Annotated in this window: 26 protein-coding genes; 25 read left to right on the plus strand and 1 reads right to left on the minus strand. The window is 30.3% G+C overall.

Annotated elements, in window-relative coordinates:
- The first annotated feature begins 121 nt into the window (after nt 1-121).
- The 10 genes from ftsY to AXY43_RS21095 all read left to right on the plus strand — a co-directional run bounded on the left by ftsY (nt 122) and on the right by AXY43_RS21095 (nt 7,893).
- Nucleotides 122-1,030 (plus strand): signal recognition particle-docking protein FtsY, encoded by a 909-nt coding sequence (gene ftsY, locus AXY43_RS21050; RefSeq protein ID WP_077305277.1) that lies wholly within the window; start codon nt 122-124, stop codon nt 1,028-1,030.
- A 514-nt stretch (nt 1,031-1,544) separates the two neighbouring features.
- A complete protein-coding gene (locus AXY43_RS21055) occupies nt 1,545-1,874 on the plus strand; it encodes a putative DNA-binding protein (RefSeq protein WP_065415735.1) in 330 nt (109 codons plus the stop codon).
- A 12-nt stretch (nt 1,875-1,886) separates the two neighbouring features.
- Nucleotides 1,887-3,239: a signal recognition particle protein gene (gene ffh, locus AXY43_RS21060; RefSeq protein ID WP_011968513.1), complete on the plus strand. Its 1,353-nt coding sequence runs from the start codon at nt 1,887-1,889 to the stop codon at nt 3,237-3,239.
- A gap of 52 nt (nt 3,240-3,291) precedes the next feature.
- Nucleotides 3,292-3,537 carry a 30S ribosomal protein S16 gene (rpsP, locus tag AXY43_RS21065; protein ID WP_008424801.1) on the plus strand — a complete coding sequence of 82 codons (246 nt, stop codon included), beginning with the start codon at nt 3,292-3,294 and terminating at the stop codon, nt 3,535-3,537.
- 48 nt (nt 3,538-3,585) lie between these two features.
- Nucleotides 3,586-3,813: a KH domain-containing protein gene (locus tag AXY43_RS21070; protein ID WP_011968514.1), complete on the plus strand. Its 228-nt coding sequence runs from the start codon at nt 3,586-3,588 to the stop codon at nt 3,811-3,813.
- Nucleotides 3,814-4,332: 519 nt separating this feature from the next.
- Nucleotides 4,333-4,830, plus strand: coding sequence for a ribosome maturation factor RimM (gene rimM / locus AXY43_RS21075; RefSeq protein ID WP_077869953.1), 498 nt, complete (start codon nt 4,333-4,335; stop codon nt 4,828-4,830).
- The gene (gene trmD / locus AXY43_RS21080) at nt 4,820-5,539 is read left to right on the plus strand and encodes a tRNA (guanosine(37)-N1)-methyltransferase TrmD (protein ID WP_011968516.1); all 720 of its coding nucleotides are present in this window, start codon (nt 4,820-4,822) and stop codon (nt 5,537-5,539) included. The genes rimM and trmD overlap by 11 nt, the downstream gene beginning before the upstream one ends.
- Nucleotides 5,540-5,662: 123 nt before the next feature.
- Entirely contained in the window at nt 5,663-6,013 is a 351-nt protein-coding gene (gene rplS / locus AXY43_RS21085; protein WP_017210749.1) for a 50S ribosomal protein L19, read from the plus strand.
- 217 nt (nt 6,014-6,230) lie between these two features.
- On the plus strand, nt 6,231-7,094 hold the full coding sequence (gene ylqF / locus AXY43_RS21090; protein ID WP_017210748.1) for a ribosome biogenesis GTPase YlqF: 864 nt from the start codon (nt 6,231-6,233) through the stop codon (nt 7,092-7,094).
- Nucleotides 7,081-7,893, plus strand: coding sequence for a ribonuclease HII (locus AXY43_RS21095; protein WP_105412112.1), 813 nt, complete (start codon nt 7,081-7,083; stop codon nt 7,891-7,893). The genes ylqF and AXY43_RS21095 overlap by 14 nt, the downstream gene beginning before the upstream one ends.
- Nucleotides 7,894-8,083: 190 nt before the next feature.
- Here the strand turns inward: AXY43_RS21095 and AXY43_RS21100 are convergent, their stop codons facing one another.
- Nucleotides 8,084-8,455 (minus strand): YraN family protein, encoded by a 372-nt coding sequence (locus tag AXY43_RS21100; RefSeq protein WP_039772257.1) that lies wholly within the window; start codon nt 8,453-8,455, stop codon nt 8,084-8,086.
- Nucleotides 8,456-8,616: 161 nt separating this feature from the next.
- Between AXY43_RS21100 and AXY43_RS21105 the strand changes: the two genes are divergently transcribed.
- The 15 genes from AXY43_RS21105 (at nt 8,617) to rimP (ending at nt 25,963) form a co-directional block, all read left to right on the plus strand.
- Nucleotides 8,617-10,137, plus strand: coding sequence for a YifB family Mg chelatase-like AAA ATPase (locus AXY43_RS21105; protein ID WP_011968521.1), 1,521 nt, complete (start codon nt 8,617-8,619; stop codon nt 10,135-10,137).
- 22 nt (nt 10,138-10,159) lie between these two features.
- Entirely contained in the window at nt 10,160-11,215 is a 1,056-nt protein-coding gene (gene dprA, locus AXY43_RS21110; protein ID WP_011968522.1) for a DNA-processing protein DprA, read from the plus strand.
- A 46-nt stretch (nt 11,216-11,261) separates the two neighbouring features.
- Nucleotides 11,262-13,355 carry a type I DNA topoisomerase gene (gene topA / locus AXY43_RS21115; protein WP_039772254.1) on the plus strand — a complete coding sequence of 698 codons (2,094 nt, stop codon included), beginning with the start codon at nt 11,262-11,264 and terminating at the stop codon, nt 13,353-13,355.
- 208 nt (nt 13,356-13,563) lie between these two features.
- Entirely contained in the window at nt 13,564-14,340 is a 777-nt protein-coding gene (gene codY, locus AXY43_RS21120; RefSeq protein WP_011968524.1) for a GTP-sensing pleiotropic transcriptional regulator CodY, read from the plus strand.
- 541 nt (nt 14,341-14,881) lie between these two features.
- Entirely contained in the window at nt 14,882-15,583 is a 702-nt protein-coding gene (rpsB, locus tag AXY43_RS21125; RefSeq protein WP_011968525.1) for a 30S ribosomal protein S2, read from the plus strand.
- A 95-nt stretch (nt 15,584-15,678) separates the two neighbouring features.
- Nucleotides 15,679-16,596, plus strand: coding sequence for a translation elongation factor Ts (gene tsf, locus AXY43_RS21130; RefSeq protein ID WP_011968526.1), 918 nt, complete (start codon nt 15,679-15,681; stop codon nt 16,594-16,596).
- Nucleotides 16,597-16,704: 108 nt separating this feature from the next.
- On the plus strand, nt 16,705-17,427 hold the full coding sequence (pyrH, locus tag AXY43_RS21135; protein WP_011968527.1) for a UMP kinase: 723 nt from the start codon (nt 16,705-16,707) through the stop codon (nt 17,425-17,427).
- Nucleotides 17,428-17,658: 231 nt separating this feature from the next.
- Nucleotides 17,659-18,216 carry a ribosome recycling factor gene (frr, locus tag AXY43_RS21140; RefSeq protein WP_011968528.1) on the plus strand — a complete coding sequence of 186 codons (558 nt, stop codon included), beginning with the start codon at nt 17,659-17,661 and terminating at the stop codon, nt 18,214-18,216.
- 412 nt (nt 18,217-18,628) lie between these two features.
- Entirely contained in the window at nt 18,629-19,387 is a 759-nt protein-coding gene (locus AXY43_RS21145) for an isoprenyl transferase (protein ID WP_039772252.1), read from the plus strand.
- A 15-nt stretch (nt 19,388-19,402) separates the two neighbouring features.
- The gene (locus AXY43_RS21150) at nt 19,403-20,197 is read left to right on the plus strand and encodes a phosphatidate cytidylyltransferase (RefSeq protein ID WP_023973317.1); all 795 of its coding nucleotides are present in this window, start codon (nt 19,403-19,405) and stop codon (nt 20,195-20,197) included.
- Nucleotides 20,198-20,339: 142 nt separating this feature from the next.
- On the plus strand, nt 20,340-21,308 hold the full coding sequence (locus AXY43_RS21155) for an AI-2E family transporter (RefSeq protein WP_011968531.1): 969 nt from the start codon (nt 20,340-20,342) through the stop codon (nt 21,306-21,308).
- A gap of 132 nt (nt 21,309-21,440) precedes the next feature.
- Complete coding sequence (gene dxr, locus AXY43_RS21160) at nt 21,441-22,595, plus strand: 1-deoxy-D-xylulose-5-phosphate reductoisomerase (protein ID WP_105412113.1); 1,155 nt, start codon at nt 21,441-21,443, stop codon at nt 22,593-22,595.
- A gap of 17 nt (nt 22,596-22,612) precedes the next feature.
- The gene (gene rseP, locus AXY43_RS21165; RefSeq protein WP_011968533.1) at nt 22,613-23,623 is read left to right on the plus strand and encodes an RIP metalloprotease RseP; all 1,011 of its coding nucleotides are present in this window, start codon (nt 22,613-22,615) and stop codon (nt 23,621-23,623) included.
- A gap of 346 nt (nt 23,624-23,969) precedes the next feature.
- Nucleotides 23,970-25,049, plus strand: coding sequence for a flavodoxin-dependent (E)-4-hydroxy-3-methylbut-2-enyl-diphosphate synthase (gene ispG, locus AXY43_RS21170; protein ID WP_065415744.1), 1,080 nt, complete (start codon nt 23,970-23,972; stop codon nt 25,047-25,049).
- Between the two features lie 455 nt (nt 25,050-25,504).
- Nucleotides 25,505-25,963 carry a ribosome maturation factor RimP gene (gene rimP, locus AXY43_RS21175; protein WP_011968535.1) on the plus strand — a complete coding sequence of 153 codons (459 nt, stop codon included), beginning with the start codon at nt 25,505-25,507 and terminating at the stop codon, nt 25,961-25,963.
- Nucleotide 25,964 lies beyond the last annotated feature (1 nt).

Below are 25,964 nucleotides of genomic sequence, written 5' to 3' on the forward strand. Positions count from 1 at the left end.
CTTTTAGTAAGAGGTAACGGCTGCAAGCTTCTGGATTAGTTAGACTAAGATTTAAGATGAGATGACTTATCTTAAATCAAGTTTCACTTGAGTAGAAAATTTTAATTAGGAGGAAATGAATTTGTTTGGAAATTTATTTAATAAACTAAAAGAGGGATTAGCAAAGACAAGAGATGGATTGACCGATAAGATAAATGAGGCCTTAAATTTGGCAGTAACTATAGATGAGGATTTATATGAGGAATTAGAAGAAATATTAATCATGTCTGATATCGGTATGGACACAACAGTAGATATTATAGAAAGATTAAGGGGGAAAATCAGAAAAGAAAAAATAAACGATCCTCAAGAAGTAAAACCGGCATTAAAGGAAGTAATTAGAGATATATTACTTGAAGGTACATATGAAGATGACGAAAAAGAAAAGAAAGTAATGCTTATAATTGGGGTAAATGGTGTTGGTAAAACTACATCTATAGGAAAACTTGCAGCAAAGAATAAACAAGAAGGAAAAAAAGTATTACTGGCTGCAGCTGATACATTCAGAGCTGCTGCTATTGATCAGCTTGAAGTATGGAGTTCTAGAGCTGAAGTTGATATAGTCAAACATCAGGAAGGATCGGATCCGGCTGCGGTTGTTTTCGATGCAATAGAAGCGTCAAAGGCTAGAAATGTTGATCTATTAATATGTGATACGGCTGGAAGGCTTCATAATAAGAAGAACTTAATGAATGAGCTTGAAAAGATAAACAGAATAATTGACAGGGAATTGCAAGGCTATAGAAAAGAAACGTTACTAGTTTTAGATGCAACAACAGGTCAAAATGCTGTTATTCAAGCAAAGCAGTTCATGGAAGCTTGTCCGATAGACGGAATAATATTAACTAAATTAGATGGAACAGCAAAAGGTGGTGTTGTTTTATCTATAAAACAAAGCTTAAATATTCCTGTTAGATACATAGGAGTTGGAGAAGGCATTGATGATCTTCAAAAATTTGATGCAGAAGGATTTGCTGAAGCATTAATATAGGGTTAGCTAAGAAATAATAGGCCAGTATGTTTGGCCTATTATTTCTTTCATGTGCCTTAAAAATATTTCTAGAAAAATATATAAAAATTAAACTATGTTTAAATATTTATATGAAAATATATTTCTATAAACACATTTTTAAAGGTACATAGATTTATATAAAAATAGTTTCAAAGATTCATATTTTTAAATATACATATGAAAATATGTAAATATTTATTGGAAACATCAGGGGTTCAAGGTTTTTGATTATGAATATACAAAATATAAATATATATATATTGCGATTCACAATGCACATTTCACAATTCATAATTATAGCTAAAATTCGTGTAATATTTTTAAAATTATGATGAAGAATTATTTTTGCAACGTATATAATTTAAAAGTCATTAATTGCATTAAGAAACTTGATATATAGAGCCTTGGTGTAAAAAAATCAAAGTGTTAAGTAAAAATACTTGACACTTTGAAATAATCCTGTTAAAATCTCTTTTGTGGGTAAGGTGATTAAATGGAAGATAGAGTTGAGATTTCGTTACTTATGGATTTTTATGGTCCGTTATTAACAGAAAAGCAAAGTGAAATTATGCAGTGGTATTATAATGATGATTTATCGTTAGCTGAAATAGCTGAGCTTAATCAAACGAGTCGTCAGGCTATTCATGATTTAATCAAAAGATGTTATAAACAACTTCTCTCCTATGAACGTAAACTTAACTTACTTCAAAAGAGTATAAATAGAAAAAAGGAAATTATGAATTTTTTAGAACACTTAAAAAATAAATATTCCATTGATGATGAGGATATTATAAAATATAAAGAAAAGCTAGAAAATTTATAAGGAGGAGTAAACATGGCTTTCGAAGGATTAGGTGAAAAATTACAGGAGACTTTTAGAAAATTAAAAGGTAAAGGAAAGTTGACTGAAAAAGATATAAAAGAAGCCATGAGAGAAGTAAAGCTTGCCTTACTAGAAGCAGATGTTAACTATAAAGTTGTTAAACAATTTATTTCTTCTGTTAGTTCTAAATGTGTTGGAAGTGAAGTCCTTGAAAGTCTAACACCAGGACAACATGTAATAAAGATAGTTAATGAAGAACTTACTAATCTTATGGGTGGAACTGAAAGTAAACTTAATTATAGTAGTTCAGGACTTACAGTTATAATGTTAGTTGGATTACAAGGAGCAGGTAAAACTACTATGTGTGGTAAACTTGCGCTAAACCTTAGAAAAAATAATAAAAAGCCATTATTAGTAGCTTGCGATATTTATAGACCAGCAGCTATAAAGCAATTAGAAGTTGTAGGAAAACAAATCGAAATTCCAGTATTTTCGATGGGAGATAAAGTAAGCCCTGTTGAAATTGCAAAGAATGCAATCACTCATGCAAAAGATAATGGAAATAATGTAGTTATCATAGATACTGCAGGTAGACTTCACATTGATGAAGAATTAATGCAGGAACTAAAAAATATAAAAGATAATGTAAACCCATCAGAAATATTATTAGTTGTTGATGCTATGACAGGTCAAGATGCTGTCAATGTTGCAGAAAACTTTAATAATGATTTAGATTTAAGTGGAGTTATTTTAACAAAACTAGATGGTGATACTAGAGGCGGAGCTGCACTGTCAATTAAGACTATAATTGATAAGCCAATCAAATATGCCGGTGTTGGCGAAAAAATGAATGATTTTGAAGTGTTCCATCCTGATAGAATGGCATCAAGAATTTTAGGAATGGGTGATGTATTATCGCTTATTGAAAAAGCTCAGGAAGCCATTGATGAAAAGGAAGCAGCTGATTTAGGTAAGAGAATGTTAAATCAAGAATTTAACTTTGAGGATTATCTAATGGCAATGGAACAGATGAAAAAACTTGGACCTTTAAATAAGATTATGGAAATGATACCTGGCTTAAATTCAAAGGAACTTCAAGGAGTTGACTTTGATAAGGGGACTGAGGCTCTTGATAAGACTAAGGCGATTATTCAATCAATGACATTAAAAGAAAGAAGAAATCCAAGTCTTATACTAAAATCTCCATCAAGAAAAAGCAGAATAGCTAAAGGATCAGGTACTAATATACAAGAAGTTAACAAACTCATGAAGGGCTATGAAATGATGAAAAAGAACATGAAGCAAATGAAGTCATTCCAGAAGCAGGCAAAGAAAGGCGGCCTATTTGGCAAGTTACCTTTCTAAGCATTAGAGTTAAAATATATATTTATTATCCTTTAAAGGAGGTGAAATTAAAATGGCAGTAAAAATCAGATTAAGAAGAATGGGTGCTAAGAAAGCTCCTTTCTATAGAATAATTGTTGCAGATTCAAGAGCACCAAGAGATGGTAAGTTCATCGATGAAATTGGATACTATAATCCATTAACTGAACCAGTTGAAGTTAAAATCAACGAAGAAAAAGCTAATGAATGGTTATCTAATGGAGCACAACCAACAGAAGTAGTTAAGAGACTTTTCAATAATGCAGGTCTTACTAAGTAATTTTTGGAGGTGAATTCTGCAGTTAGTACATACTAATTGTAGGCGTTTATGAAGGAATTAGTTGAATTTATGGCTAAATCCCTTGTTGATAACCCAGATGCAGTTACTGTTAATGAAGTAGATGGAGAACAATCCATAATACTTGAATTAAAAGTTGCACCAGAAGATATGGGTAAGATTATAGGTAAGCAAGGAAGAATTGCGAAAGCTATAAGAACAGTTATAAAAGCTGCAGCAGTTAAACAGAATAAACGAGTTATAGTAGAAATCATCTAAAAATTGAGAGTTAGGGTAACCTAACTCTTTTTAAATATACACCTATAAAAAAAGCGCGTTAGCGCAACCAAGATCATTTGATGTAAAAGATGCGCGTAAGCGCAATTGAGAACATTTCGCTTATAAAAAAAGTGTGTAAACGCAACTAAGATAATTTAACTGTAAAAAAGATGCGTTAGCGCAACCGCGAACATTTTGTCTATAAAAATGCGCGTCAGCACAATTAAGATTAATTCGTATATGAAAAAGCACACGTATATGAGAAGAGTGCGATTAACAATTCGGAACTTGTTAAGTGAAACTAAGATCATATAGGCAATTTAATATCTTTAACAATGAGTTCAAAGAAAAAAGTATATAATAATTTATATAGGGCATAATCAAAAAAAATAATGGATTTCAGTATAAGATACTATTAAAAATAACAACAAGTCAGTATGCTGGTCTATTTTTCGTCATACGCGTCTCTAAGTTATTTTATGCCATTATTCTTCTTATGCCTAAAATGAGGTGAAAAGAGTGGGAAATTTATTTAAAATTGGTCAGATTATAAATACACATGGAATTAAAGGCGAAGTTAAAGTCTATCCTCTAACAGAAGATGTGAATAAATTTAAACGTCTAGAAACTGTTTTAGTAGGTGGAGAGGAAAAGAAAATATTAGGAGTTAAATTTCAAAAAGATAGAGTGATACTAAAAATTGAAGGTATAGACTCTATGAATGATGCTGAAACTTATAAACAAAAATATATTGAAATACCACGCGAAAATGAGCCAGAACTTCCACCTGACACATATTATGTTTCTGATTTAAAAGAATGTACTATATATGATATTAATGAAAAAGAAATTGGAAGAATTTTCGATGTAATAAGCACTCCTAACAATGATGTATATTGGATTAAGGAACCTAAGGAACTATTAATACCAGTTCTTAGAGATATAGTTCTAGATATAGATATAAAATTGAAAAAAATCATTATTAAGCCAGTAGGTGAATGGCAAGATGAAGATTAGCATATTAACGTTATTTCCAGAAATGTTTTCTATTTTCGATCATAGTATAATAGGAAGAGCAAGAGAAAATAACATAGTGGATTTAGAAACGCTAAACATAAGAGATTATACATTAAACAAACATAAAAAAGTTGATGATTATCCTTATGGTGGCGGTGCTGGAATGGTTATGGCGCCTCAGCCCATAGTTGATACTATAAGGGATGCAAAGTTAAGTAATAAAGGGAAGGTTGTTTTCTTAGGGCCGAGAGGAAAAACCTTTAACCAAGAGATTGCTAAAGAGCTTTCTAAGGAAGAAGGGCTTATATTTTTATGTGGACATTATGAAGGAATAGATGAAAGAGTTTATAAGCATATAGATATGGAGATTTCACTTGGAGATTTTGTGTTGACTGGTGGAGAGATGGCTGCAATTCCGGTCATTGATTGTATATTAAGATTAATTCCAGGTGTTTTGGGAAAAGAAGAGAGCTTTATGGAAGAATCATTTTATAATGGGCTTTTAGAATATCCCCAATACACTAGACCAGAGGAGTTTGAAGGAGATAAAGTGCCTGAAATTCTGCTATCTGGGCATCATGAAAATATAAGAAAATGGAGAAGACTTAAGTCTCTTGAGGTAACAAAGAAGATTAGACCCGATTTATATAAGAAAATTACATTAACCAAAGAAGATATTAAAATATTAAAAAATAAAAATAATAAATAATAAATAATTTTTGTTGAAATATAAAAAAATATATGATAATATTAAATTTGTGCTAGTACGGGCGTTCCGCTGTCATACATATGTGTTAAGAACGTCAAATTATCGTTAAGGAGGGAATGCACAATGAACGAAATAATAAGAGCTATAGAAGCTGAACAAATCAGAACTGACTTACCTAAATTTGCTATCGGGGATACTATAAAGGTATACGTTAAGATTCAAGAAGGTAACAAAGAAAGAATTCAAATGTTCGAAGGTACTGTTATCAAAAAACAAAATGGTGGTTTAAGAGAAACTTTCACTGTAAGAAGAGTTGCTTACGGAACTGGAGTTGAAAGAACATTCCCAATGAATGCACCAATCATCGACAAAATTGAAATCGCTAGAAAAGGTAAAGTTAGAAGAGCTAAACTTTACTACTTAAGAGATAGAGTTGGTAAGTCTGCTAAAGTTAAAGAATTATTAACTAGATAGTATTTAAAAAGGGGACTGTTTCAGTCCTTTTTTTTATTATATGAGAAAATTAATATTAATATGTGATTAATGTACAGTGTACAATTAAGGATTGAAAATTCAAGGAATTTTCTAATAATAGAAGTCTAAGTGATTTTATTATAATTTTCTACAGGGTGCCTTAAAGGGTATGAAATGTGCATTGTGAACTGAAAAATAAATTTAAGGAGGAATTCATATGGCAATTAATTGGTTTCCGGGACATATGAAAAAAACCCAAAGAGAAATTAAAGAAAACTTGAAATTGGTAGATGCTGTAATTGAAATAAGAGATGCTAGAATTCCAAGGAGTTCTGCAAATCCTGATATTGAAAAATTGTTAGAGGGAAAACCAAGAATTATACTTTTAAATAAGAGTGATTTAACCGATGGCAAAGTTACAAAAGAGTGGATAAGTTATTTAACCAAAGATGATGTTAAAGTATTAGAGGTTAATTGTTTAAAAGGTGATGGACTTAAGAATATAAAGCCTACATTATTAGCATTACTTAAGGAAAAGCATGATAGATTAAAGGCAAAAGGTATGGTTAATATAACAATGAGAGTAATGGTTGTTGGAATACCTAACGTAGGAAAATCTACATTTATCAATAAAATGGCGAGAAATAATATAGCTAAAACAGGTGACAGGCCAGGAGTTACTAAGAGCAAACAATGGATTAAAACAGGAATTGGGATTGAAATGCTAGATACACCAGGAGTGTTATGGCCTAGATTTGAAGATGATGAAACAGCTTTGAATTTAGCTTTTACTGGTGCTATAAAAGATGAAATAATGGATATAGAAGAATTAGCTTTGAAACTTGTTGAAAAATTACAAACTAATTATGAAGAGAAATTAAAAGAAAGATATAAACTTAAAGAAGTTTTTGAAAATCCATTAGATACACTAGATGCTATAGGCAAAAAAAGAGGTACTTTAATTTCTGGAGGACAAATTGACTATAATAGAATAGCTGTTATACTACTTGACGAATTCAGGGGAGGAAAAATGGGCAATATCACATTGGAGCGCCCAATAGAAGAAAATGATACAGTTTAATGAAGATATAAGATCGCTATCATTTGCGGAAATTAAGGAAGAAATACATAAGTTATCTATAGTTGATTTATATAGAAATGGTGAACATACAAAAGTTATAAACTGGCTAGAAGAAGATAAAAGGAAAAATGTATTATCACTTAAGAAAAAGATTGAGAAAGATTTAGAATCATATTTAAATGAAGTTAAAAGAGTCAAAACAATGTATGAGTTTGATAAATCATTTGGAAGTTATCGATATATAGCTGGTGTAGATGAAGTTGGTAGAGGACCTCTTGCAGGTCCTATCGTAGCTTGTAGTGTTATTCTTGATTTAAATGTTTTAGAAAAAGATTTAATCTTATATATAAATGATTCAAAAAAAGTAAAAGAGCATAAAAGGGAAGAACTTTCTGAAATTATAAAAGAAAAGGCATTAAGTTATCAAATAGCAGTTTCTTCTAATAAAGAAATTGATGAAAAAGGAATAGCTTTTGCAAATAATAAAGTGTTTTTAGAAAGTTGTAATGCACTTAGTATAAAACCTGATTTAGTATTATCTGATGGCTATTTAATTAAGAACATTGGTATAGAGAATAAATCTGTCATAAAGGGTGATACAAAAAGTGCTAGTATTGCTGCGGCGTCAATTGTGGCAAAAGTGTATAGAGATAGACTTATGAAAGAGTATGCTAAGAAATATCCACATTATGACTTTGAAAATAATGTCGGATATGGCACAGCAAAACATATAGAAGGTCTAAAAAAATACGGAAAAAGCGACATTCATAGAAATAGCTTTTTAACAAAATTATTGTAATTAAGTTTTGGTCAAATGAAATTTATATGAATGGTATTTATGTGTTTAAGATAAAGAAGTTGATTTGAAGTCTATAAGAATATTAAAATAAATAATATTCTTATAGACTTTTTTATTTTATATGCTGTAGCAATGATCATACATTAAGGGGATACAAAAAGGGCTAGAAAAACTCAAGTGAGTTAAGTAATTAGTTGAGTCTAAAGGCATCTTTTATGTGGTTTATTTTAAAATTTGTACTTTCTAAATTTAGATAAACTTCAATGACATCAAATCTAACATTAATATTAGGTAATCTTTTATAATTAATATAAGAATTAGCTACTTTTATTATGGATCTTTGTTTTGAAAAGTTAACAGATTCTCTTGGCAATCCATAATTATTATTATATCTACTCTTAACTTCCACGATAATTAATAAATTATTCTTTTTGCATATAATATCAATTTCGCCTAAAAAGTTTTTGAAATTACAATCTAAAATACTATAATCATTCTTTTCTAAATATTTCTTGGCTAAATCTTCGCTGAAATTACCTATATCTTTATTTATTTTTTTCACTATATCACTTCCAATTTTATTTACTGAAATATATTAAAAATTACTAACTGTATTGCTATTATATCTTTGAATTATTAACAATTAAAAAATAAATATAACAAATGTATTTTTGTGGAATTAATATTTGAATGTATGTCTATAATTTTTAGTAGGTGATTTATATGGCAGTAAAAATAATTAGTGCAACGCACAATGGATTAGAAGGTTTTTTAATAAAAGTAGAGGTAGATATATCTAAAGGCTTACCGGTATTTAATATTGTGGGCCTTCCAGACACTTCAGTAAAAGAAGCAAAAGAAAGAGTTAGAGCCGCAATATTAAACTGTGGATTTGAATTTCCATTAGGTAGAATTACTATTAATCTGGCTCCGGCGGATGTGAGAAAAATTGGATCTCTTTTAGATTTACCAATCGCGATTGGTATACTAATGGAATCAAATCAGATTTGCAGAAAGAATTTAGAGGATTATATTATATTCGGAGAATTATCTCTATTTGGTGAGCTTAAAGGGGTAAAAGGTACTATACCTATAATAATTGAAGGAGCAAGGAAGGAAATTAGAAAATTTATCTTTCCTTATGAAAACTTAGAAGAAAGTTATTATTTTAAGAATGTTGAATATTACCCATTAAAAAGTTTAAAAGAAGTAGTCTCGCACATTACATATGAAGATATGCTTCCTTATGAGATAGATGAAGATGGAAAAGATGAAGAAATATTAGATTCGCCAGATTACGGAGATATTATAGGACAGTATTCTTCTAAAAGAGCATTAGAGATTGCAGCAGCTGGAAAACACAATATAATTCTTTATGGAGAGCCAGGATGTGGTAAAACAATGCTTGCTAAAGCATTAATTTCAATTTTACCATCTTTATCTCAAGAGGAATTAATAGAGATTGCCAAAATATATAGTGCATGTGGTCTTATGACAAGGATTTCTCGTCTTAACAGACCTTTTAGAGCGCCACATCATACAACTACAAGAATAGCATTAATTGGTGGAGGAAAAGAAATAAGGCCAGGGGAAATAACTCTTGCACATAATGGTGTGCTATTTTTAGATGAAATTTTGGAGTTTAAGAAGGATGTTCTTGAATCTCTAAGAGAACCTCTTGAAGAAAAAAATGTGAATATTAATAGGCTTAGTGGAAGTTATCAAATGCCTGCTGATTTTTTACTAATTGGAGCGTTTAATCCAGTAGAAAACAATGAGGATAAAGATTTTAATGATAGCAAATATTATTTGAATACTAAAATTACTAAATATTCTAGGAAATTTTCAAGCGCTTTGCTAGATAGGATTGATATATTAAATTACGTACCTAGACTCAATTATGATGAAATAGAAAACAAGAAAGATTCATACGATTCGAAAGCTATGAAAGAAAATGTACTTAGAGCTAGAGAAATACAAAAACTAAGATTTAAGAATACAGTTTATAAATATAATTCAGATATAAAAGGAAAGGATATCTTTGAAATTTGCAGGGTTAGTAAGAAATGTTCAGAGCTTCTAAAAAAATATTATAACACATCAAGTGTATCATTAAGAGGGTATGGAAAAGTAATAAAATTGGCAAGAACTATAGCAGATATAGACAATCAAAAGGATATTTTAGAGTTTCATATTCTAGAAGCTTTTAGTTATAGGAAAAATATTAATGGAGAAATTATATAGGTTTAGAAGGGAACATGTATAAATGAATTATGAATTGTGGTTAATACTTATTGATATAACAAGTTTTCAAAAAATAAAATTAATAAATAAATATAAAACAGCAGAAAATGTATATAATAATTTTGAGGAGATATTAAAAGAAAATGAAACAATATCTAAAAAATTAAAAAATTTTCAAAAAGATGATTTATACTATGAAGTTTTAAAATTAGAAGAAACATTATATAAAAAAAATATAGGATATATAACATACTCTAATCCTTTATATAAAGAGAAATTGAGCGGGATTTTAAATCCCCCTTATTTCCTTTTTTATATTGGAAATATAGACATTATAAATAATAAATCTATAGGTGTAGTAGGGGCAAGAAAATGCTCAAATTATGGACTAACTGTAACAAAACTCTTGACAAAGGAGCTTATTACTAATAATATAACGCTTATAAGCGGAGGTGCAAGAGGAATTGATTCAATTGCACATAAAACAGCTTTAGAGAATGATGGATATAACATATGCGTATTAGGATGTGGAATAGATAGAACTTATCCATCTGAAAATAAAATGTTGTTTTCTAAAATAGCAGAAAAAGGCGTAGTAATTTCAGAATTTTTACTTGGTACAGCGCCATTAAGAGAAAACTTTCCTAAAAGGAATAGAATAATTAGTGGTCTTAGTGATGGCGTAATAGTTATAGAAGCTTCAGAAAAAAGCGGATCTTTAATAACAGCTAGACTTGCGCAGCAGCAGGAGAAAAAAGTTATTGCTGTTCCAGGCTCTATATTATATGCTGGAGCAAGTGGCTCTAACAAACTGATTAGAGATGGTGCTAGTATATGTACTGATATAGAGGATTTAAGAGTTTTACTTAGTTTAGAACATATTGAAATTCAACCAATGAATTTTACACCAGAGAAAAGTGAAATACTAGAGTTAATTACAGATTCACCAATTCACATAGATGATATTTTTAAAAATACGTCTGTTGATAGAGGAGCTTTATACGCATTATTATTTGAAATGCAAATAAAAAGTGAAATTATTTGTCTACCGGGAAATTACTATGTGAAAACAATTTAAAAATGTGTAGGGGGTGAATACTTCATAAATTTTATGGAGTTATACTATGGGTCAAAAACTTGTAATTGTTGAGTCGCCGGCTAAAGCAAAAACAATCGGCAAATATTTGGGTAAGAATTATATTGTAGAAGCATCAATGGGACACGTAAGAGATTTACCTAAGAGTACATTAGGTGTTGATATAGAAAATAACTATACTCCTAAGTATATAACTATTAGAGGAAAAGGAGAATTAATAGATAAACTAAGAAAGGCTGCAAAAAAAGCAGAAAAGGTTTATCTCGCAACCGACCCCGATAGAGAAGGTGAAGCGATTTCGTGGCATTTAGCCAATATATTAAAAATTTCAGAGGATGAAACATGCAGAATTGTATTTAATGAGGTTACAAAGACAGCTGTAAAAGCCTCTATAAAACAAGCTAGAAAAATAGACTTGGATTTAGTTGATGCCCAACAAGCAAGAAGAATATTAGATAGACTTGTTGGTTATGAAATAAGTCCGATTTTATGGAAAAATGTAAAGTGGGGACTTAGTGCAGGAAGAGTACAATCAGCTGCTTTAAAATTGATTTGTGACAGAGAAAAGGAAATAAATGAATTTATACCAAAGGAATATTGGTCAATAGACTGTACACTTAAAAAAGAAAAAAAGAAATTTCCAGTTAGGCTATCAACATATAAAGGAAAGAAGATTGAGATTGGAAATGAAGAAACATCAAATGGAATTATAAAAGAGCTTAATAAGGGAAACTTTGTAGTAAAAAGTATAAAAAAAGGTAAGAAAAATAGAAATCCGCTTCCACCTTTTACAACAAGTACTCTTCAACAGGATGCAAATAGAAAATTAAATTTCATGACAAAAAGAACCATGTCGATTGCGCAAGTTCTTTATGAAGGTGTTGAAGTTAAAAATTATGGTACAGTCGGATTGATAACATACATGAGAACTGATTCGGTAAGAATTTCAGAAGAGGCTCAAGAAAGCGCAAAAGAATTTATAGAAGGTACTTATGGAAAAGAGTATCTTCCAGGTGCTCCTAGAGTATATAAAGGTAAGAAAAATATTCAGGATGCTCATGAAGCGATAAGACCTACTTATGTAGAGATTACACCTGAAATTGCTAAAGAAAATTTAAATCCAGAGCAATATAAATTGTATTCTCTAATATGGAATAGATTTGTTGCAAGTCAAATGGCGTCATGCGAATTAAATACACACTCAATAGATATAGAAAATGGAGACTATAAATTTAAAGCATCTGGTTCAGTAATCTCTTTTGATGGTTTTATGAAAATATATGAATACTCAAATGAAGAAGATGAGAATTCTGTAATATTACCAGAGCTTAAGGAAAATGAAGAGTTAAAAGTGGAATCACTAAATGGAACACAACATTTTACACAACCACAGCCAAGGTATACTGAAGCATCTTTTGTTAAATTATTAGAAGAAAAAGGTATAGGCAGACCTAGTACTTATGTTCCAACAATTTCAACTCTTCTAGGAAGGAATTATGTTATTCGTGAAAAGAAGAATCTAATTCCAACTGAACTTGGTGAAATAGTAAATAATATTGTAAGTGAATATTTTAGGCAAATAGTTGATGTTGATTTTACGGCAGATATGGAGAGAAAGCTTGATGATGTAGAAGAAGGATCTGAGAATTGGACTCAAATAGTAGAGGAATTTTTTAGTCCGCTAAAAGTTGCTATTGAAAAGGCTGAAAAAGAAATATCTAAAGTAGTAATTGAAGATAAGGTCAGCGATGTAAAATGTGAAAAATGCGGTCGGATGATGGTTATTAAAAGAGGAAGGTTTGGAGAATTTTTGGCATGTCCTGGATATCCGGAGTGTAAGAATGCTAAACCTATAGTTGAGGAATTAGATGTTCCATGTCCTGAATGTGGAAAACCAATTGTAGCTAAGAAGAGCAAAAAGGGAAAGAAATTCTTTGGATGCTTAGGTTACCCTGAATGTAAATTTGTAAGTTGGTATGAACCAGTAAAAGAAAAATGTCCTAATTGTAATTCCTATATGGTAGCAAAGTATTCGAAAACAAAAGGAAACTATATACAATGCTCAAATAGTGAGTGTAATTATAAAGAAGAAGTAAAAAAAGATAACTCAAAAGAAGAGTAGAAATAAATACGAAGAAAACAGCTTTATAAGTAAATAAGTGATATTATTTTGTCGAATCTAATAAAAAGAGTGTTGAAAAGCAAGATTTTATATGATAAACTAGTCTTGGTAGCAACTTGTAAAAAAATTCAATAAATTAAGAATTTTCTAACAATAATATTCTTTTGCTAAATAATATTGTTATACAGCTGCCAAGGAGGATTATAATATGTCATCATTATTAACTAAAACTAGAATGTTAAATAAGATTCTGCAGAAATCTGGTACAGAACCTGTAGCGTTTCAAGATATATGTACATTATTAAGTGAAGTTCTTGAATGTAATGTGTACATAATAAGCAAAAAAGGGAAAGTACTTGGATATACTTTTGGTAAAGATTTTGAATGTGAAGCCATGAAGAAAAAAGTAATAGAGGATAAAAAATTTCCAGAAGATTATAATAAGACATTGTTGGAAGTTAATGAAACATTATCTAATCTCCCTAATGAAGGCAGATGTGTATTTCAAGAGATTGGTAAGTGCAAGAAGGTAGATAAGCTATCAACAATAGTTCCTATTATAGGAAGTAGAGAAAGACTAGGAACATTAATTTTAGCTAGATTCGGTAATCCATTTACTGATGAGGACTTAGTTATAGTAGAATATAGTGCAACGATTGTAGGTATGGAAATGCTTAGAGCTATGCAGGATGAAATAACAGAAGATACTAGAAAAAAAGCAGTAGTTCAGTTAGCTATAGGAACTCTTTCGTACTCAGAATTGGAAGCAGTTGAACATATTTTTGATGAGTTAAATGGAAATGAAGGACTTTTAGTGGCTTCAAAGATAGCGGATAAAGTTGGTATAACTAGAAGCGTTATAGTAAATGCACTTAGAAAATTTGAAAGCGCAGGAGTTATTGAATCAAGATCACTTGGAATGAAAGGTACTTATATTAGAATATTAAATGAAAAGCTAATAGATGAGTTAAAAAAGATTAAATAATAGATAGCTATAGACAAGTAATGGTCTATAGCTATTTTTTATTCTTTTGGAATTTATAATTCAGTAAAATCTGTGAACAACTTTTTTGACGGGGAATTAACTAGGGGAGTATCTGAAAGAATAAAAAATAAATCGTATTCGCCAGCTAGATTTTTCTTACATGTGTTTGAAAAGGCAGAAGCGTAAAAAACTCTTGCTTAACAGCTTCAGAGATTTTCTTCTAAAAGAAAAGTAAAAAAATAAATTTTGAAGCACAATAATACAAATAATAATATATAGTTTATTCCATTTGTGTATAAGATTTAACTATTTTGAGAAGACTTTAAGATGATTAATAAAATTTTATTAAATACAAATAATGTGCATATTTTTATTTATGTAAGTTAAATTGAAAAATTTTTGTTGATACCATAAATACCTTATGATATACTACTTAAGGTAAGAAATACACACACTATCCAATTTATAGATTTGGTGCCCTTATTTTAAGGGAAATTTATAAGATGAAGATAGTGGAGGTAAAAACCAAGGAGGTAACAAAATGTCAGTAATATCAATGAAACAATTATTAGAAGCAGGTGTACACTTCGGTCACCAAACAAGAAGATGGAATCCTAAAATGGCTCCATATATCTTCACAGAAAGAAACGGGATCTATATAATAGACCTTCAAAAAACAGTTAAGAAAGCTGAAGAAGCTTATAACTTCGTTAAGCAAGTAGCTGAAGAAGGAAAAGATATACTTTTCGTTGGAACTAAGAAACAAGCTCAAGAAGCAATACAAGAAGAAGCTATCAGAAGTAACATGCATTTCGTAAATAATAGATGGTTAGGTGGAATGTTAACAAACTTCTCAACTATCAGAGGTAGAATAAGAAAATTAGAACAAATTGAAAAAATGCAAGAAGATGGAACTTTTGACGTTCTTCCTAAGAAAGAAGTTATAAAGCTTAAAGGCGAAATGGAAAAACTTGAAAAGAATCTTGGTGGTATCAGAAACTTAGATGCATCAAACGTTGGAGCAATGTTTATAGTTGATCCAAGAAAAGAAAAAAATGCTATCTTAGAAGCTAAGATTTTAGGAATACCAGTTGTTGCTATTGTAGATACTAACTGTGATCCAGAAGAAGTTGACTACGTAATCCCAGGTAATGACGATGCTATTAGAGCTGTTAAATTAATAACTGCTAAAATGGCTGATGCTATTATGGAAGGAAGACAAGGCGAACAATTAGCTGAGTAGTTTATATAAACTTTAAAAGGGTAAGTGAGTTCACTCCAACTGCCCTTTTATTAGGTGTTAAGGATTACTTTCGATATAGAGGAGGAATTAAATTTATGGCAAATATAAGCGCACAATTAGTTAAAGAACTAAGAGAAATGACTGGAGCTAAAATGATGGATTGTAAGAAAGCTCTAGTTGAAACAGAAGGAAGTATTGAAAAGGCTGTTGAATTCTTAAGAGAAAAAGGACTTGCAGATGCAGCTAAGAAGTCAGGTAGAGTTGCTGCTGAAGGTATAGTTAAGACATATATTTCAGATGATAAGAAAACAGGAACAGTTCTTGAATTCAACTGTGAAACAGACTTTGTTGCATTAAACGAAGAATTTGTTGGTTTTGCTGATAAGTTAGCTAAAATGGTAGCTGAAACTTCAGTTAAAACAGTAGAAGAACTTCTTGAAGAAAAGTTTGATGGAGAAGCAACAGTAGCAGAAAGTTTAAAAGCTTTAATAGCAAAACTTGGTGAAAACATGTCAGTAAGAAGATTTACTAAATTCGCTATTGATAATGGAATAGTTAGTAGCTATATTCATGGTGGTGGAAGAATTGGAGTTTTAGTAGAAGTTTCTTGTGATAAGGCTTCAGAAGTTTTAGATGAAGTTGCAAAAGAAGTTTGTATGCAAATTGCAGCAGCAAACCCATTATTCTTAGGTAAAGATGATGTTGATGCAACATCTATGGAAAAAGAAAAAGAAATCTATAGAGTTCAAGCTTTAAATGAAGGAAAACCAGAAAATATCGTTGAAAAAATGGTAATGGGAAGAATTCAAAAGTACTTTAAAGAAGTTTGTCTTTTAGAACAACCATGGGTAAAAGATTCTGATAAGACAATCAATAAATTCTTAGAAGAGAAATCTAAAGAGGTTGGTTCTCCAGTTAAGATAACTAGATTCGTAAGATACGAAAGAGGAGAAGGAATCGAAGTTGAAAAGGTAGACTTTGCTGAAGAAGTTGCAAGACAAATCGGTAAATAGTTGGAACCTAAAGAGAACACTTTGTGTTCTCTTTTTTTAAGAAATAAAGTACATATACTTATTAAAAAGGTTTTATTGATCCCTAAAATATTCAGGAGGTAATTATAAATGGCAGATTGTAAATACAAGAGAGTAATTTTAAAGCTTTCAGGAGAAGCATTAGCAGGAGTTAATGGATTTGGGCTTGATTTTAGTGTAGCAAAAAGAATTGCGCTTGAAATTAAAGAATTAATTGATATGGGCGTTGAAGTAGGAACAGTAGTTGGTGGCGGAAACATTTGGAGAGGTAGAAGTGGAGAAGGCATGGACAGAACTACTGCAGATTACATGGGAATGATGGCAACTTGTATAAATGCATTAGCGCTACAAGATTCTTTAGAACAAGTTGGAGTTAAAACAAGAGTACAAACTGCTATAGAAATGAAGGAAATTGCAGAACCATTCATAAGAAGAAGAGCAATGAGACACTTAGAAAAAGGAAGAGTTGTTATATTTGCTGCTGGTACAGGAAATCCATATTTTTCAACAGATACTACTGCAGCGCTTAGAGCTGCTGAAATTGAAGCGGATGTAATTCTTTTAGCTAAAAAGGTTGATGGAGTTTATGATAAAGACCCTCATAAGTATTCAGATGCAAAAAAATATGATACACTATCATATATAGAAGTATTAGAACAAGGATTACAAGTAATGGACTCTACAGCAACTTCATTGTGTATGGACAATGAAATTCCTATCCTTGTATTTGGGTTAGATGAGCCGGGAAATATTAGAAGAGCTATGTATGGAGAAAATATAGGTACATTAGTTGCAACACAACCAAGAAAATAATAGACCAGTATGCTTGTTTATTTGGTGCCATTGGAAGCTCAACTCACATGCGCTCGCTGAGTAAGCGATTCACACCAAATCGTAGATTTGGGTTCTTCTCTGCTCATCAGTAAACTCTACTAATAGCATCGCTGTGAGCAGAATTTATTTCCTTGTGTGACGCGAAATATACGTTGCATCTTTGGTCTATTATTTCTTTTATGTCTTTAAAAAGAAATAGGAGGAAAAATCATGATTAAGGATATTATTCAAAATGCAGAAGAAAAAATGAAAAAAACAATATCTGTATTAAAATCAGATTTATCAACAATGAAAGCAGGAAGAGCGAACCCTACGATGCTTGATAGAATTCATGTTGAATATTATGGAAGCATGTGCCCACTTAGCCAAGTAGCTAATGTTTCAGCTCCAGAGCCAAGAGTACTTATGATAACACCGTGGGAAAAGCCTCTATTGAAAGAGATAGAAAAAGCTATATTGAAATCAGATTTAGGATTAAATCCTTCAAGTGATGGTTCAATCATCAGACTAGTAATACCAGAATTAACAGAAGAAACTAGAAAAACTCTTGTTAAAAATGTTAAGAAAACAGGAGAAGAAGCTAAAGTAGCTATAAGATCAATAAGAAAAACTGCTAATGATAAAATAAAAGCCTTGAAAAAGGATGAGGATTTATCAGAAGATCAAGTAAAGAAAGCTGAAGATGAGGTTCAAAAGAAGACTGATGCAGTTGTAAAGGAAATAGATTCTATAATTGCTGCAAAAGAAAAAGAAGTCTTATCGGTTTAAATTTTAAAGCCTGCTAGAAAAGCAGGTTTTTTCCTTAAGCAGATTTTAGAATTCAGAATTTAGTATATGAATAATTTATTCTTTGAACAAGCTGAAGAGTAAAAATCTAAATAATATATTTAGATTGGTTAATTTAGTTAACTCCTACAAGAGTTAACTTGTTTTTGAATAAAAGATAAGTTGTAAAGTAAATTTTTTCTCAGTGCAAGTGAAATATAGATTCAATATCTGTGTGAATAAAATATTTGTGAAATTGTTGAAAAGTAATACATATTATTACATTTTGTTTAAATGAGGATAATTAGTAAAGACTTTATTGTTGACTTCATATGAAAAAGGTTTAGTATTAATAATGTATATAAAGAATATATGCGAGTAGGTCAAGTTTTTCTAATAAACTAGGGGGAGAAAGATGTTAAATATATTTAAATCAAAAAAGGAATTTAATCAAGATTTTGACTTGGATATGAATAACATACCAAATCATATAGCTATAATAATGGATGGAAATGGACGATGGGCAAAAGAACAGAATTTACCTAGAAGTATGGGACATAGAGCAGGAGTAGAGACTATTAGAAGGATTTTAAAGGAAGCAACAAGGCTTGGAGTAAAAAATCTGACTTTATATGCTTTTTCAACTGAAAATTGGGCTAGACCTAAAGATGAAGTAGGAACACTAATGAAGCTTTTAGTAACTTATCTAAAAAAGGAACTAAAAGAATGCCATGAGAATGGAGTTAGAATGAATGTTTTAGGAGATACTTCGAAATTACCCAAGGAATGCCAGAATGCATTAGAAGAAGCTTTAGAAACCACTCGAAATAATACAAAAATAAATTTGAATTTTGCACTAAATTATGGTGGTAGAAATGAAATTGTCAGAGCTATAAAACTTATTAATTCAGATATAAAGAATGGCAAATTAAACGAAGAAGATATTAATGAAGCTTTAGTAGAGAAGTATTTATATACAAAAGGGATACCTGACCCTGATTTAATTATTAGACCATCAGGGGAACAAAGGCTTAGTAACTTTTTATTATGGCAATGTGCTTATTCAGAATTTTGGTATTCTGATATTAATTGGCCTGATTTTAAAGAAAAAGATTTAAGAAAAGCTATAGCGGATTATCAAAATAGAGATAGGCGCTTTGGAAAAGTTAAATAGAGGAGTGGTTAGATTTTGAAGTCTAATAATAGATATTTGGGTGCTGCTATGATTGCTCCATTTATAGTATTTGTATTTCTTGGAGGAATTTATCTTAAGTGCTTTATATTCGCATTGTCAGCAATGGCTTTATGGGAATTTTACAATGCATTAAAAGAGAATGATTTAAAACCAATGAGAAGTGCGGGATATATCCTGTTGATAATATATTATCTTTTGAATAACAATTTCGAAAATATGATGTATGTTGTTGTTGCTGCAACGTTCATATTATTGATATTTCCGGTTATAAATTTGAAATATACTTTTATTGACACATCACTAACATTGCTTGGATTTATATATTGTGGAATTTTATTTAGTTTTGTGTATCTTGTTAATGTGAAAGCACATGGTGAATTTTTAGTTTGGATTATATTTATAGGGTCATGGCTTTCAGATACAGCTGCTTTTTACAGCGGAAAGCTTTTTGGAAAGCACAAACTTTCGCCTAAAGTGTCACCTAAGAAAACCATAGAAGGTTCAATAGGAGGACTTGTAGGAGCAACTGTTTTTACGGGTATATTTGGAATAGTAGTGCAAAGATATGTTAATATTATGCCAATATATAATTATTTTATTATCGGTATTTTATGTGGATTATTTGGACAATTAGGAGATTTGGTTGCATCCTCAATAAAAAGATATGTAGGAGTAAAAGATTATAGTAATCTAATTCCTGGTCATGGAGGGGTTCTAGATAGATTTGATAGTATAATTTTTGCAGCAGCAGCAGTGTTTTATTACTTAACTTTTATAATAAGAATTTAAAAAATAGAGAGAAATTAAGCGTTATATAGTATAACTTATATAAGGCTTAATTTTTTTTTTTTTATAACTTAAGTTATGAAGTTTTTAACAAGAGATGATTGGCATATAATATACAAATATTAATAATTATTAAGTTAGTGAGGTGAAGAATATTTTTAAAACTTATAAGAAACTTTTCTCACTTTTATTGTCTTTCGTATTTGTATTAATAGGAACCTTTTTTATAAAATACTATTTTAAGCCGTTTTTATCCATGATTATAATAATTATAGTATGCGCTCCTATATACAAAATCATGATTAAGGCTAAAATGCCAAGTAAAATTGCAGGGGCTTTAAGTATTGTTACTGTCAATATTATTATAATACTTGTGACAATATATTTGGGAAGTGAAATTTTTTATATAATAAAAAAATTATACCTAACAAATTTAGAATGGATAGAGAAATTTATTCAAGATATTTCAGTTGCGCTAAATGTAAATTTTAATAATTTGGAAATTGGAAAGAGCGTAATATCCATAATTAATGATCAGAATATAAGGAAGGGAGCAGTAAATACTGGAGATAGTGTTTTAGCTTACTTTATAGGAAACATATGTGCTTTCTTTATATTGATTGATAAGTCAAAAATTTTAGAACTAATTTCTATGTTACTTCCAAAGGAAATGATGATGAAATTTAGAGATCAAAAAGAAAATTTTACTCAAATGATTGGAATAGAAGGGATCTTAGTTATAATTTCAACTATGGAGATAATAATGGGATTTTGTATACTTGGAGTATCGAATTTTTTTGCCCTTGGTATAGTGTGTGGGATATTGGATATATTACCATATGTTGGAACTATAATTGTATTTATTCCGATTATAATATACAATATTATAATGAAGAATTTCCTTACTGCATTTGGTCTTATATGTCTATATATACTAGTGCAAGTTATTAGGGAAATACTAGAGGCTAAATTTTTAGGCGACAAATTAGATATGCATCCTCTTGTTATATTGTTATCTATATACATAGGAGTAAAAATATTTGGTGTTTTAGGTATATTAATTGGCCCAATGTATAGCATTCTAGCAAAAGAAATAATTTATAGTACTGAGTGATTATGAAGAATAAGGAATTTTATTTTGATTTAAATAATTTATTTAAAGTTAATTAAGAGACTTTTAATCTTCGAATTAAACCTTGAGCAGTACTGATTAAGATTTGCTTTTAGGAGGAAAAAGAAGAAAAACATTTCTATACTAGGGGCTACAGGTTCGATAGGATCTCAGACCTTAGATGTAATAAGAAAATCAAATGGAGAACTAAAGCTTATAGGAGTAACGGCGAACACATCTGTAAAAAAAGTTATTGAGATAATTGAAGAGTTCAAACCTTCTTATGTAGGTATGATGGATGCTGTAAGTGCTCACGAAATAAAAAAGTATTGTGAAGAGCATAATAAAAAGATTAAAGTATTGGAAGGGATAGAAGGACTTGATAAGATAGCATCTTTAGATGAAATTGATATGGTAGTAACTTCTGTAGTTGGAATGATAGGATTAGAGCCGACTATGAAAGCTATAGAGGCAAAAAAAGACATTGCTCTTGCCAATAAGGAAACTTTGGTTGTAGCAGGCGAAATTGTGATGAAAGCTGCCAAAGAGAACAATGTAAAAATATTTCCAGTCGATTCGGAACACAGTGCTATATTTCAATGCTTAAGGGGGAATGATATAAATACTTTGAGAAAAATAATTTTAACTGCTTCAGGAGGACCTTTTAGAGGAAGAACTTTAGAAAGTCTTGAAGATATAAAGGTGGAAGATGCACTGAAACATCCAAAATGGAATATGGGGAGAAAAATTTCCATAGATTCTGCGACACTTATGAATAAAGGACTTGAAGTGATAGAAGCACATTGGCTTTTTAACTGTGATTATGATAATATACAGGTCGTAGTTCATCCACAAAGTATTGTGCATTCGATGGTAGAATATAATGATGGAAGTATAGTTGCACAACTTGGAGCACAGGATATGAGATTACCAATACAATATGCTCTACTTTACGAAAATAGGGAAAAGCGTATTGCAGATACAATAGATTTTTATGAAATATCTCAATTAACATTTGAAAAACCTGATATAGATACTTTTAAAGCTTTAAATTTAGCGTTTAAAGCTGGAAAAGCAGGTAGACTTATGCCAACTATTTTAAATGGAGCAAATGAAGCAGCGGTAGAGTTGTTTTTAGATAGAAAGATAAAATTTTTACAAATAGCTGACATAATAGAAAGATGCATGGAAGTATTTAAAACTCAGGCAAATAAAGAATTAACCCTAGAAAACATTATTGAGTTAGATAAAGAAGTTAAGGAATATGTAATAAAAAATGCGGTACTTTAAGGAGGGAAAAATTTAATATGTATATAATTTTGGCTATATTAGCATTTGGAGTCTTGATAATAGTTCACGAGCTTGGACATTTTACATTAGCTAAACTTAATGGGGTAAGAGTAGAAGAATTTTCAATTGGAATGGGACCGAAAATCTTTTCTAACCAAGGAAAAGAAACACAATATTCTTTGAGGTTATTTCCAATAGGTGGATATGTAAAAATGATGGGAGAGGAAGAAAGTGTTGAAGACGAAAGAAGTTTTTCAGCAAAATCTCCATTAAGAAGAATAAGCATAATAATTGCTGGTGTATTTATGAATTATGTATTAGCGATAGTTATTTTTACTTTCTTTATACATGCGTTTGGGTACACAAATAAGATTCCGACTGGAGTTACTCCAGATTCACCAGCCTCAGAAGCTGGGATTTTACCAGGAGATAAAATCGTGAAAGTAAATGGAATGAGAGCTTTCTCATACGATAATATTTCGGCTGGAATAGTATTAGCAAATGGAAATCCAGTAGATATTTCTATTGAAAGAAATGGAGAAAAGAAGGACGTTACGGTAACACCAATGAAGAATGAACAAGGACAATTATTAATAGGGCTTAATTTTGAAAGAATTCAAAATCCAGGATATTCAGAGAGTTTTAAGCAGAGCTTTAATCAGACAGCTTCGTTAGTTTCTCAAACTTTTAAAGGTTTAGAGATGATATTCACAGGTAAGGCTAATCTAAAAACTGATGTAGGTGGTCCACTTACAATAGTTAAGATTTCGGCAGAAACTGCTAAAGCTGGAATTTGGCCGCTACTTTACTTTACTGCTTTTTTAAGTGTTAATTTAGCTGTTTTTAATCTTTTACCTTTCCCAGCTTTAGATGGAGGCTGGTGTGTGATATTACTTATAGAGTTAATAACTAGAAGAAAGGTTCCGGATAAAATAGTTGGAGTTTTAAATTATATAGGATTTGCTGCACTTATAGGTTTGATGATATTAGTAACAATAAAAGATATATTGTTCCCTGTAAAGTTCTAAGAATAAAAAATGATTTTATAACTATAAAAAACTTGCATTCAGATTTGAAGTGATTCTTATATGAATGCAAGTTTCCTAAGTTTAAAGTATTAAACTTACTATACATAATTTTAATAATGTACAATTTATAAGAATTATAAGACAAATATTAAAAAAATAGTATTAGAAATATTTTGATAAAAGAGAAATATGCAAAAATATATATGCTTCAATTCACAATGCACAATTCACAATTACGGCTAGAATTCTTGCAATATTTTTAGAATTATGTTGAAGAATTATTTTTGCAATATATATATATAATGTTTATATTTTAGATTAATTATAATTAGAGGAGATACATTGTATGGAAAGAAGAAAATCTAGAAAAGTCAAAGTTGGAAATGTATTTGTTGGAGGGGACTCACCTGTCACAGTACAATCAATGACAAATACTCGTACTAAAGATGTGGAAAATACTTTGAATCAAATAGAAAAGCTATATAGCGCTGGATGCGATATCATAAGATGCGCAGTTTTGGATATGGAAGATGCAGAAAGTCTAGGGGAAATTACAAAAAGATCTCCAATACCAGTAGTTGCAGATATACATTTTGATTATAAATTAGCGCTAAAAGCAATAGAAAATGGTGTTTCAGCTCTTAGAATAAATCCTGGTAATATAGGAAGTGTAGATAGAATAAAAATACTTAAAGAAGCTTGTAGTGAGAAAAAGATACCAATAAGAATTGGTGTTAACTCTGGATCTCTAGAAAAAGATATTCTAGAAAAGTATGGCATGCCAACGGCAGAGGGTTTGGTTGAAAGCGCTTTAAGACATGTTAAAATTTTAGAGGATTTAGACTTTCACGATATTGTGATATCTATAAAATCATCTAGTGTACAAATGATGATAGAATGTTATAGATTGATAGCAGAAAAATGTGATTATCCTCTTCATTTAGGAGTGACAGAAGCTGGAACTATTCAAAGAGGGACAATTAAATCAAGTATAGGAATAGGGACGCTTCTTGCAGAAGGAATAGGTGATACTATAAGGGTATCATTAACCACTGATCCAATTGAAGAAATAAAGGTTGGAATTGAAATTTTAAAAGCATTGGGATTAAGGAAAAAAGGCGTTGAATTCGTATCTTGTCCTACTTGTGGCAGAACACAAATAAACTTGATAAAAATTGCAGAAGAAGTTGAAAAAAGGCTTGAAAATTATAAAAAAGATATTAAAGTTGCTGTTATGGGATGTGTTGTAAATGGGCCTGGAGAGGCTAGGGAATCTGATATTGGGATTGCTGGCGGAAAAGGAGAAGGAATAATTTTTAAAAAAGGCGAAATCATAAAGAAAGTAAAGGAAGAAGATCTTATTGATGCCCTAATGGAAGAAATAGAAAAATTATGCACAGATGAAAAAAGCACGGAGTGCAATTAAGAACAATTCACATATGAAGAAGGTGCGGAGCACAATTAAGAACAACTCGCAGATGAAAAAAGCACGGAGTGCAAATAAGAACATTTCACAGATGAAAAAGGCACGAAATTAAATTAGGGATGTTTTCGCAGATTGAAGAATCGCGAAGCTAAGTATATATAATAATGTATATGTCTATAAAATGTATTTTAAAATTGTGAATTATGAACTATGCATTAAAATATTGAGCAGATATTTAAAATTTGGGAATATCCCTTGTAAAGTTAATTTGTTTATGATATTATATAAGAAGATTTATTTCTAATAGCTAGAAAAAAGGAGTGGGAAGTTACCCGCTCTTTCTGTTTGTAACGCAACTAACTTAAGATAGTTGCGTTTTTGATTACAAATTTTAAAAATGCATAAGATAGATATAAGACATGTGTTTTTAAAAGATGAAAGTGAGGGTTAGAAAGATGAAAAAAGATGTATTGATTGAAAGAATTGAAGAATTAGTAAGACCTATTGTTTCAGAATTGTCATGTGAATTATATTATGTAGAATATGTTAAGGAAAACGGTGAGTTTTACTTAAGAATATATATAGATAAAGAAGGCAGAGTATCATTAAATGATTGTGAAGCGGTTTCAAGAAGAGTTAGTGAGATTCTAGATGTGGAAGACCCAATTAAAGAAGCATATTATTTAGAAGTTTCTTCGCCAGGTCTTAATAGGGGATTATATAAAGAAGAGCATTTTAAAAAGTACATAGGAAGCGAAGTGCTAATTAGGCTTACTAGTTCACTAAATGGAGTGAAAAGTGTAAAAGGATTATTAAGAGATGTCTCAGAAGATTCTATATTAGTAGAAGGCGAGACAGAAATTCAAATACCAAGAGATAAAATTAAGGCAGCAAATTTAGAAGGGGAAATATAAC

The sequence above is a fragment of the Clostridium sp. MF28 genome (assembly GCF_002969175.1).
GTDB classification, from domain to species: Bacteria; Bacillota; Clostridia; order Clostridiales; family Clostridiaceae; genus Clostridium; species Clostridium beijerinckii.

Coding starts and splice junctions, on each gene's coding strand:
- pyrH (WP_011968527.1), top strand. CDS start 16,705: ATGGCAGATTGTAAATACAAGAGAGTAATTTTAAAGCTTTCAGGAGAA.
- AXY43_RS21070 (WP_011968514.1), top strand. CDS start 3,586: ATGAAGGAATTAGTTGAATTTATGGCTAAATCCCTTGTTGATAACCCA.
- topA (WP_039772254.1), top strand. CDS start 11,262: ATGGGTCAAAAACTTGTAATTGTTGAGTCGCCGGCTAAAGCAAAAACA.
- rplS (WP_017210749.1), top strand. CDS start 5,663: ATGAACGAAATAATAAGAGCTATAGAAGCTGAACAAATCAGAACTGAC.
- AXY43_RS21105 (WP_011968521.1), top strand. CDS start 8,617: ATGGCAGTAAAAATAATTAGTGCAACGCACAATGGATTAGAAGGTTTT.
- AXY43_RS21145 (WP_039772252.1), top strand. CDS start 18,629: ATGTTAAATATATTTAAATCAAAAAAGGAATTTAATCAAGATTTTGAC.
- ylqF (WP_017210748.1), top strand. CDS start 6,231: ATGGCAATTAATTGGTTTCCGGGACATATGAAAAAAACCCAAAGAGAA.
- rpsP (WP_008424801.1), top strand. CDS start 3,292: ATGGCAGTAAAAATCAGATTAAGAAGAATGGGTGCTAAGAAAGCTCCT.
- rimP (WP_011968535.1), top strand. CDS start 25,505: ATGAAAAAAGATGTATTGATTGAAAGAATTGAAGAATTAGTAAGACCT.
- trmD (WP_011968516.1), top strand. CDS start 4,820: ATGAAGATTAGCATATTAACGTTATTTCCAGAAATGTTTTCTATTTTC.
- dprA (WP_011968522.1), top strand. CDS start 10,160: ATGAATTATGAATTGTGGTTAATACTTATTGATATAACAAGTTTTCAA.
- frr (WP_011968528.1), top strand. CDS start 17,659: ATGATTAAGGATATTATTCAAAATGCAGAAGAAAAAATGAAAAAAACA.
- tsf (WP_011968526.1), top strand. CDS start 15,679: ATGGCAAATATAAGCGCACAATTAGTTAAAGAACTAAGAGAAATGACT.
- ffh (WP_011968513.1), top strand. CDS start 1,887: ATGGCTTTCGAAGGATTAGGTGAAAAATTACAGGAGACTTTTAGAAAA.
- codY (WP_011968524.1), top strand. CDS start 13,564: ATGTCATCATTATTAACTAAAACTAGAATGTTAAATAAGATTCTGCAG.
- rseP (WP_011968533.1), top strand. CDS start 22,613: ATGTATATAATTTTGGCTATATTAGCATTTGGAGTCTTGATAATAGTT.
- ispG (WP_065415744.1), top strand. CDS start 23,970: ATGGAAAGAAGAAAATCTAGAAAAGTCAAAGTTGGAAATGTATTTGTT.
- AXY43_RS21095 (WP_105412112.1), top strand. CDS start 7,081: ATGATACAGTTTAATGAAGATATAAGATCGCTATCATTTGCGGAAATT.
- rpsB (WP_011968525.1), top strand. CDS start 14,882: ATGTCAGTAATATCAATGAAACAATTATTAGAAGCAGGTGTACACTTC.
- AXY43_RS21055 (WP_065415735.1), top strand. CDS start 1,545: ATGGAAGATAGAGTTGAGATTTCGTTACTTATGGATTTTTATGGTCCG.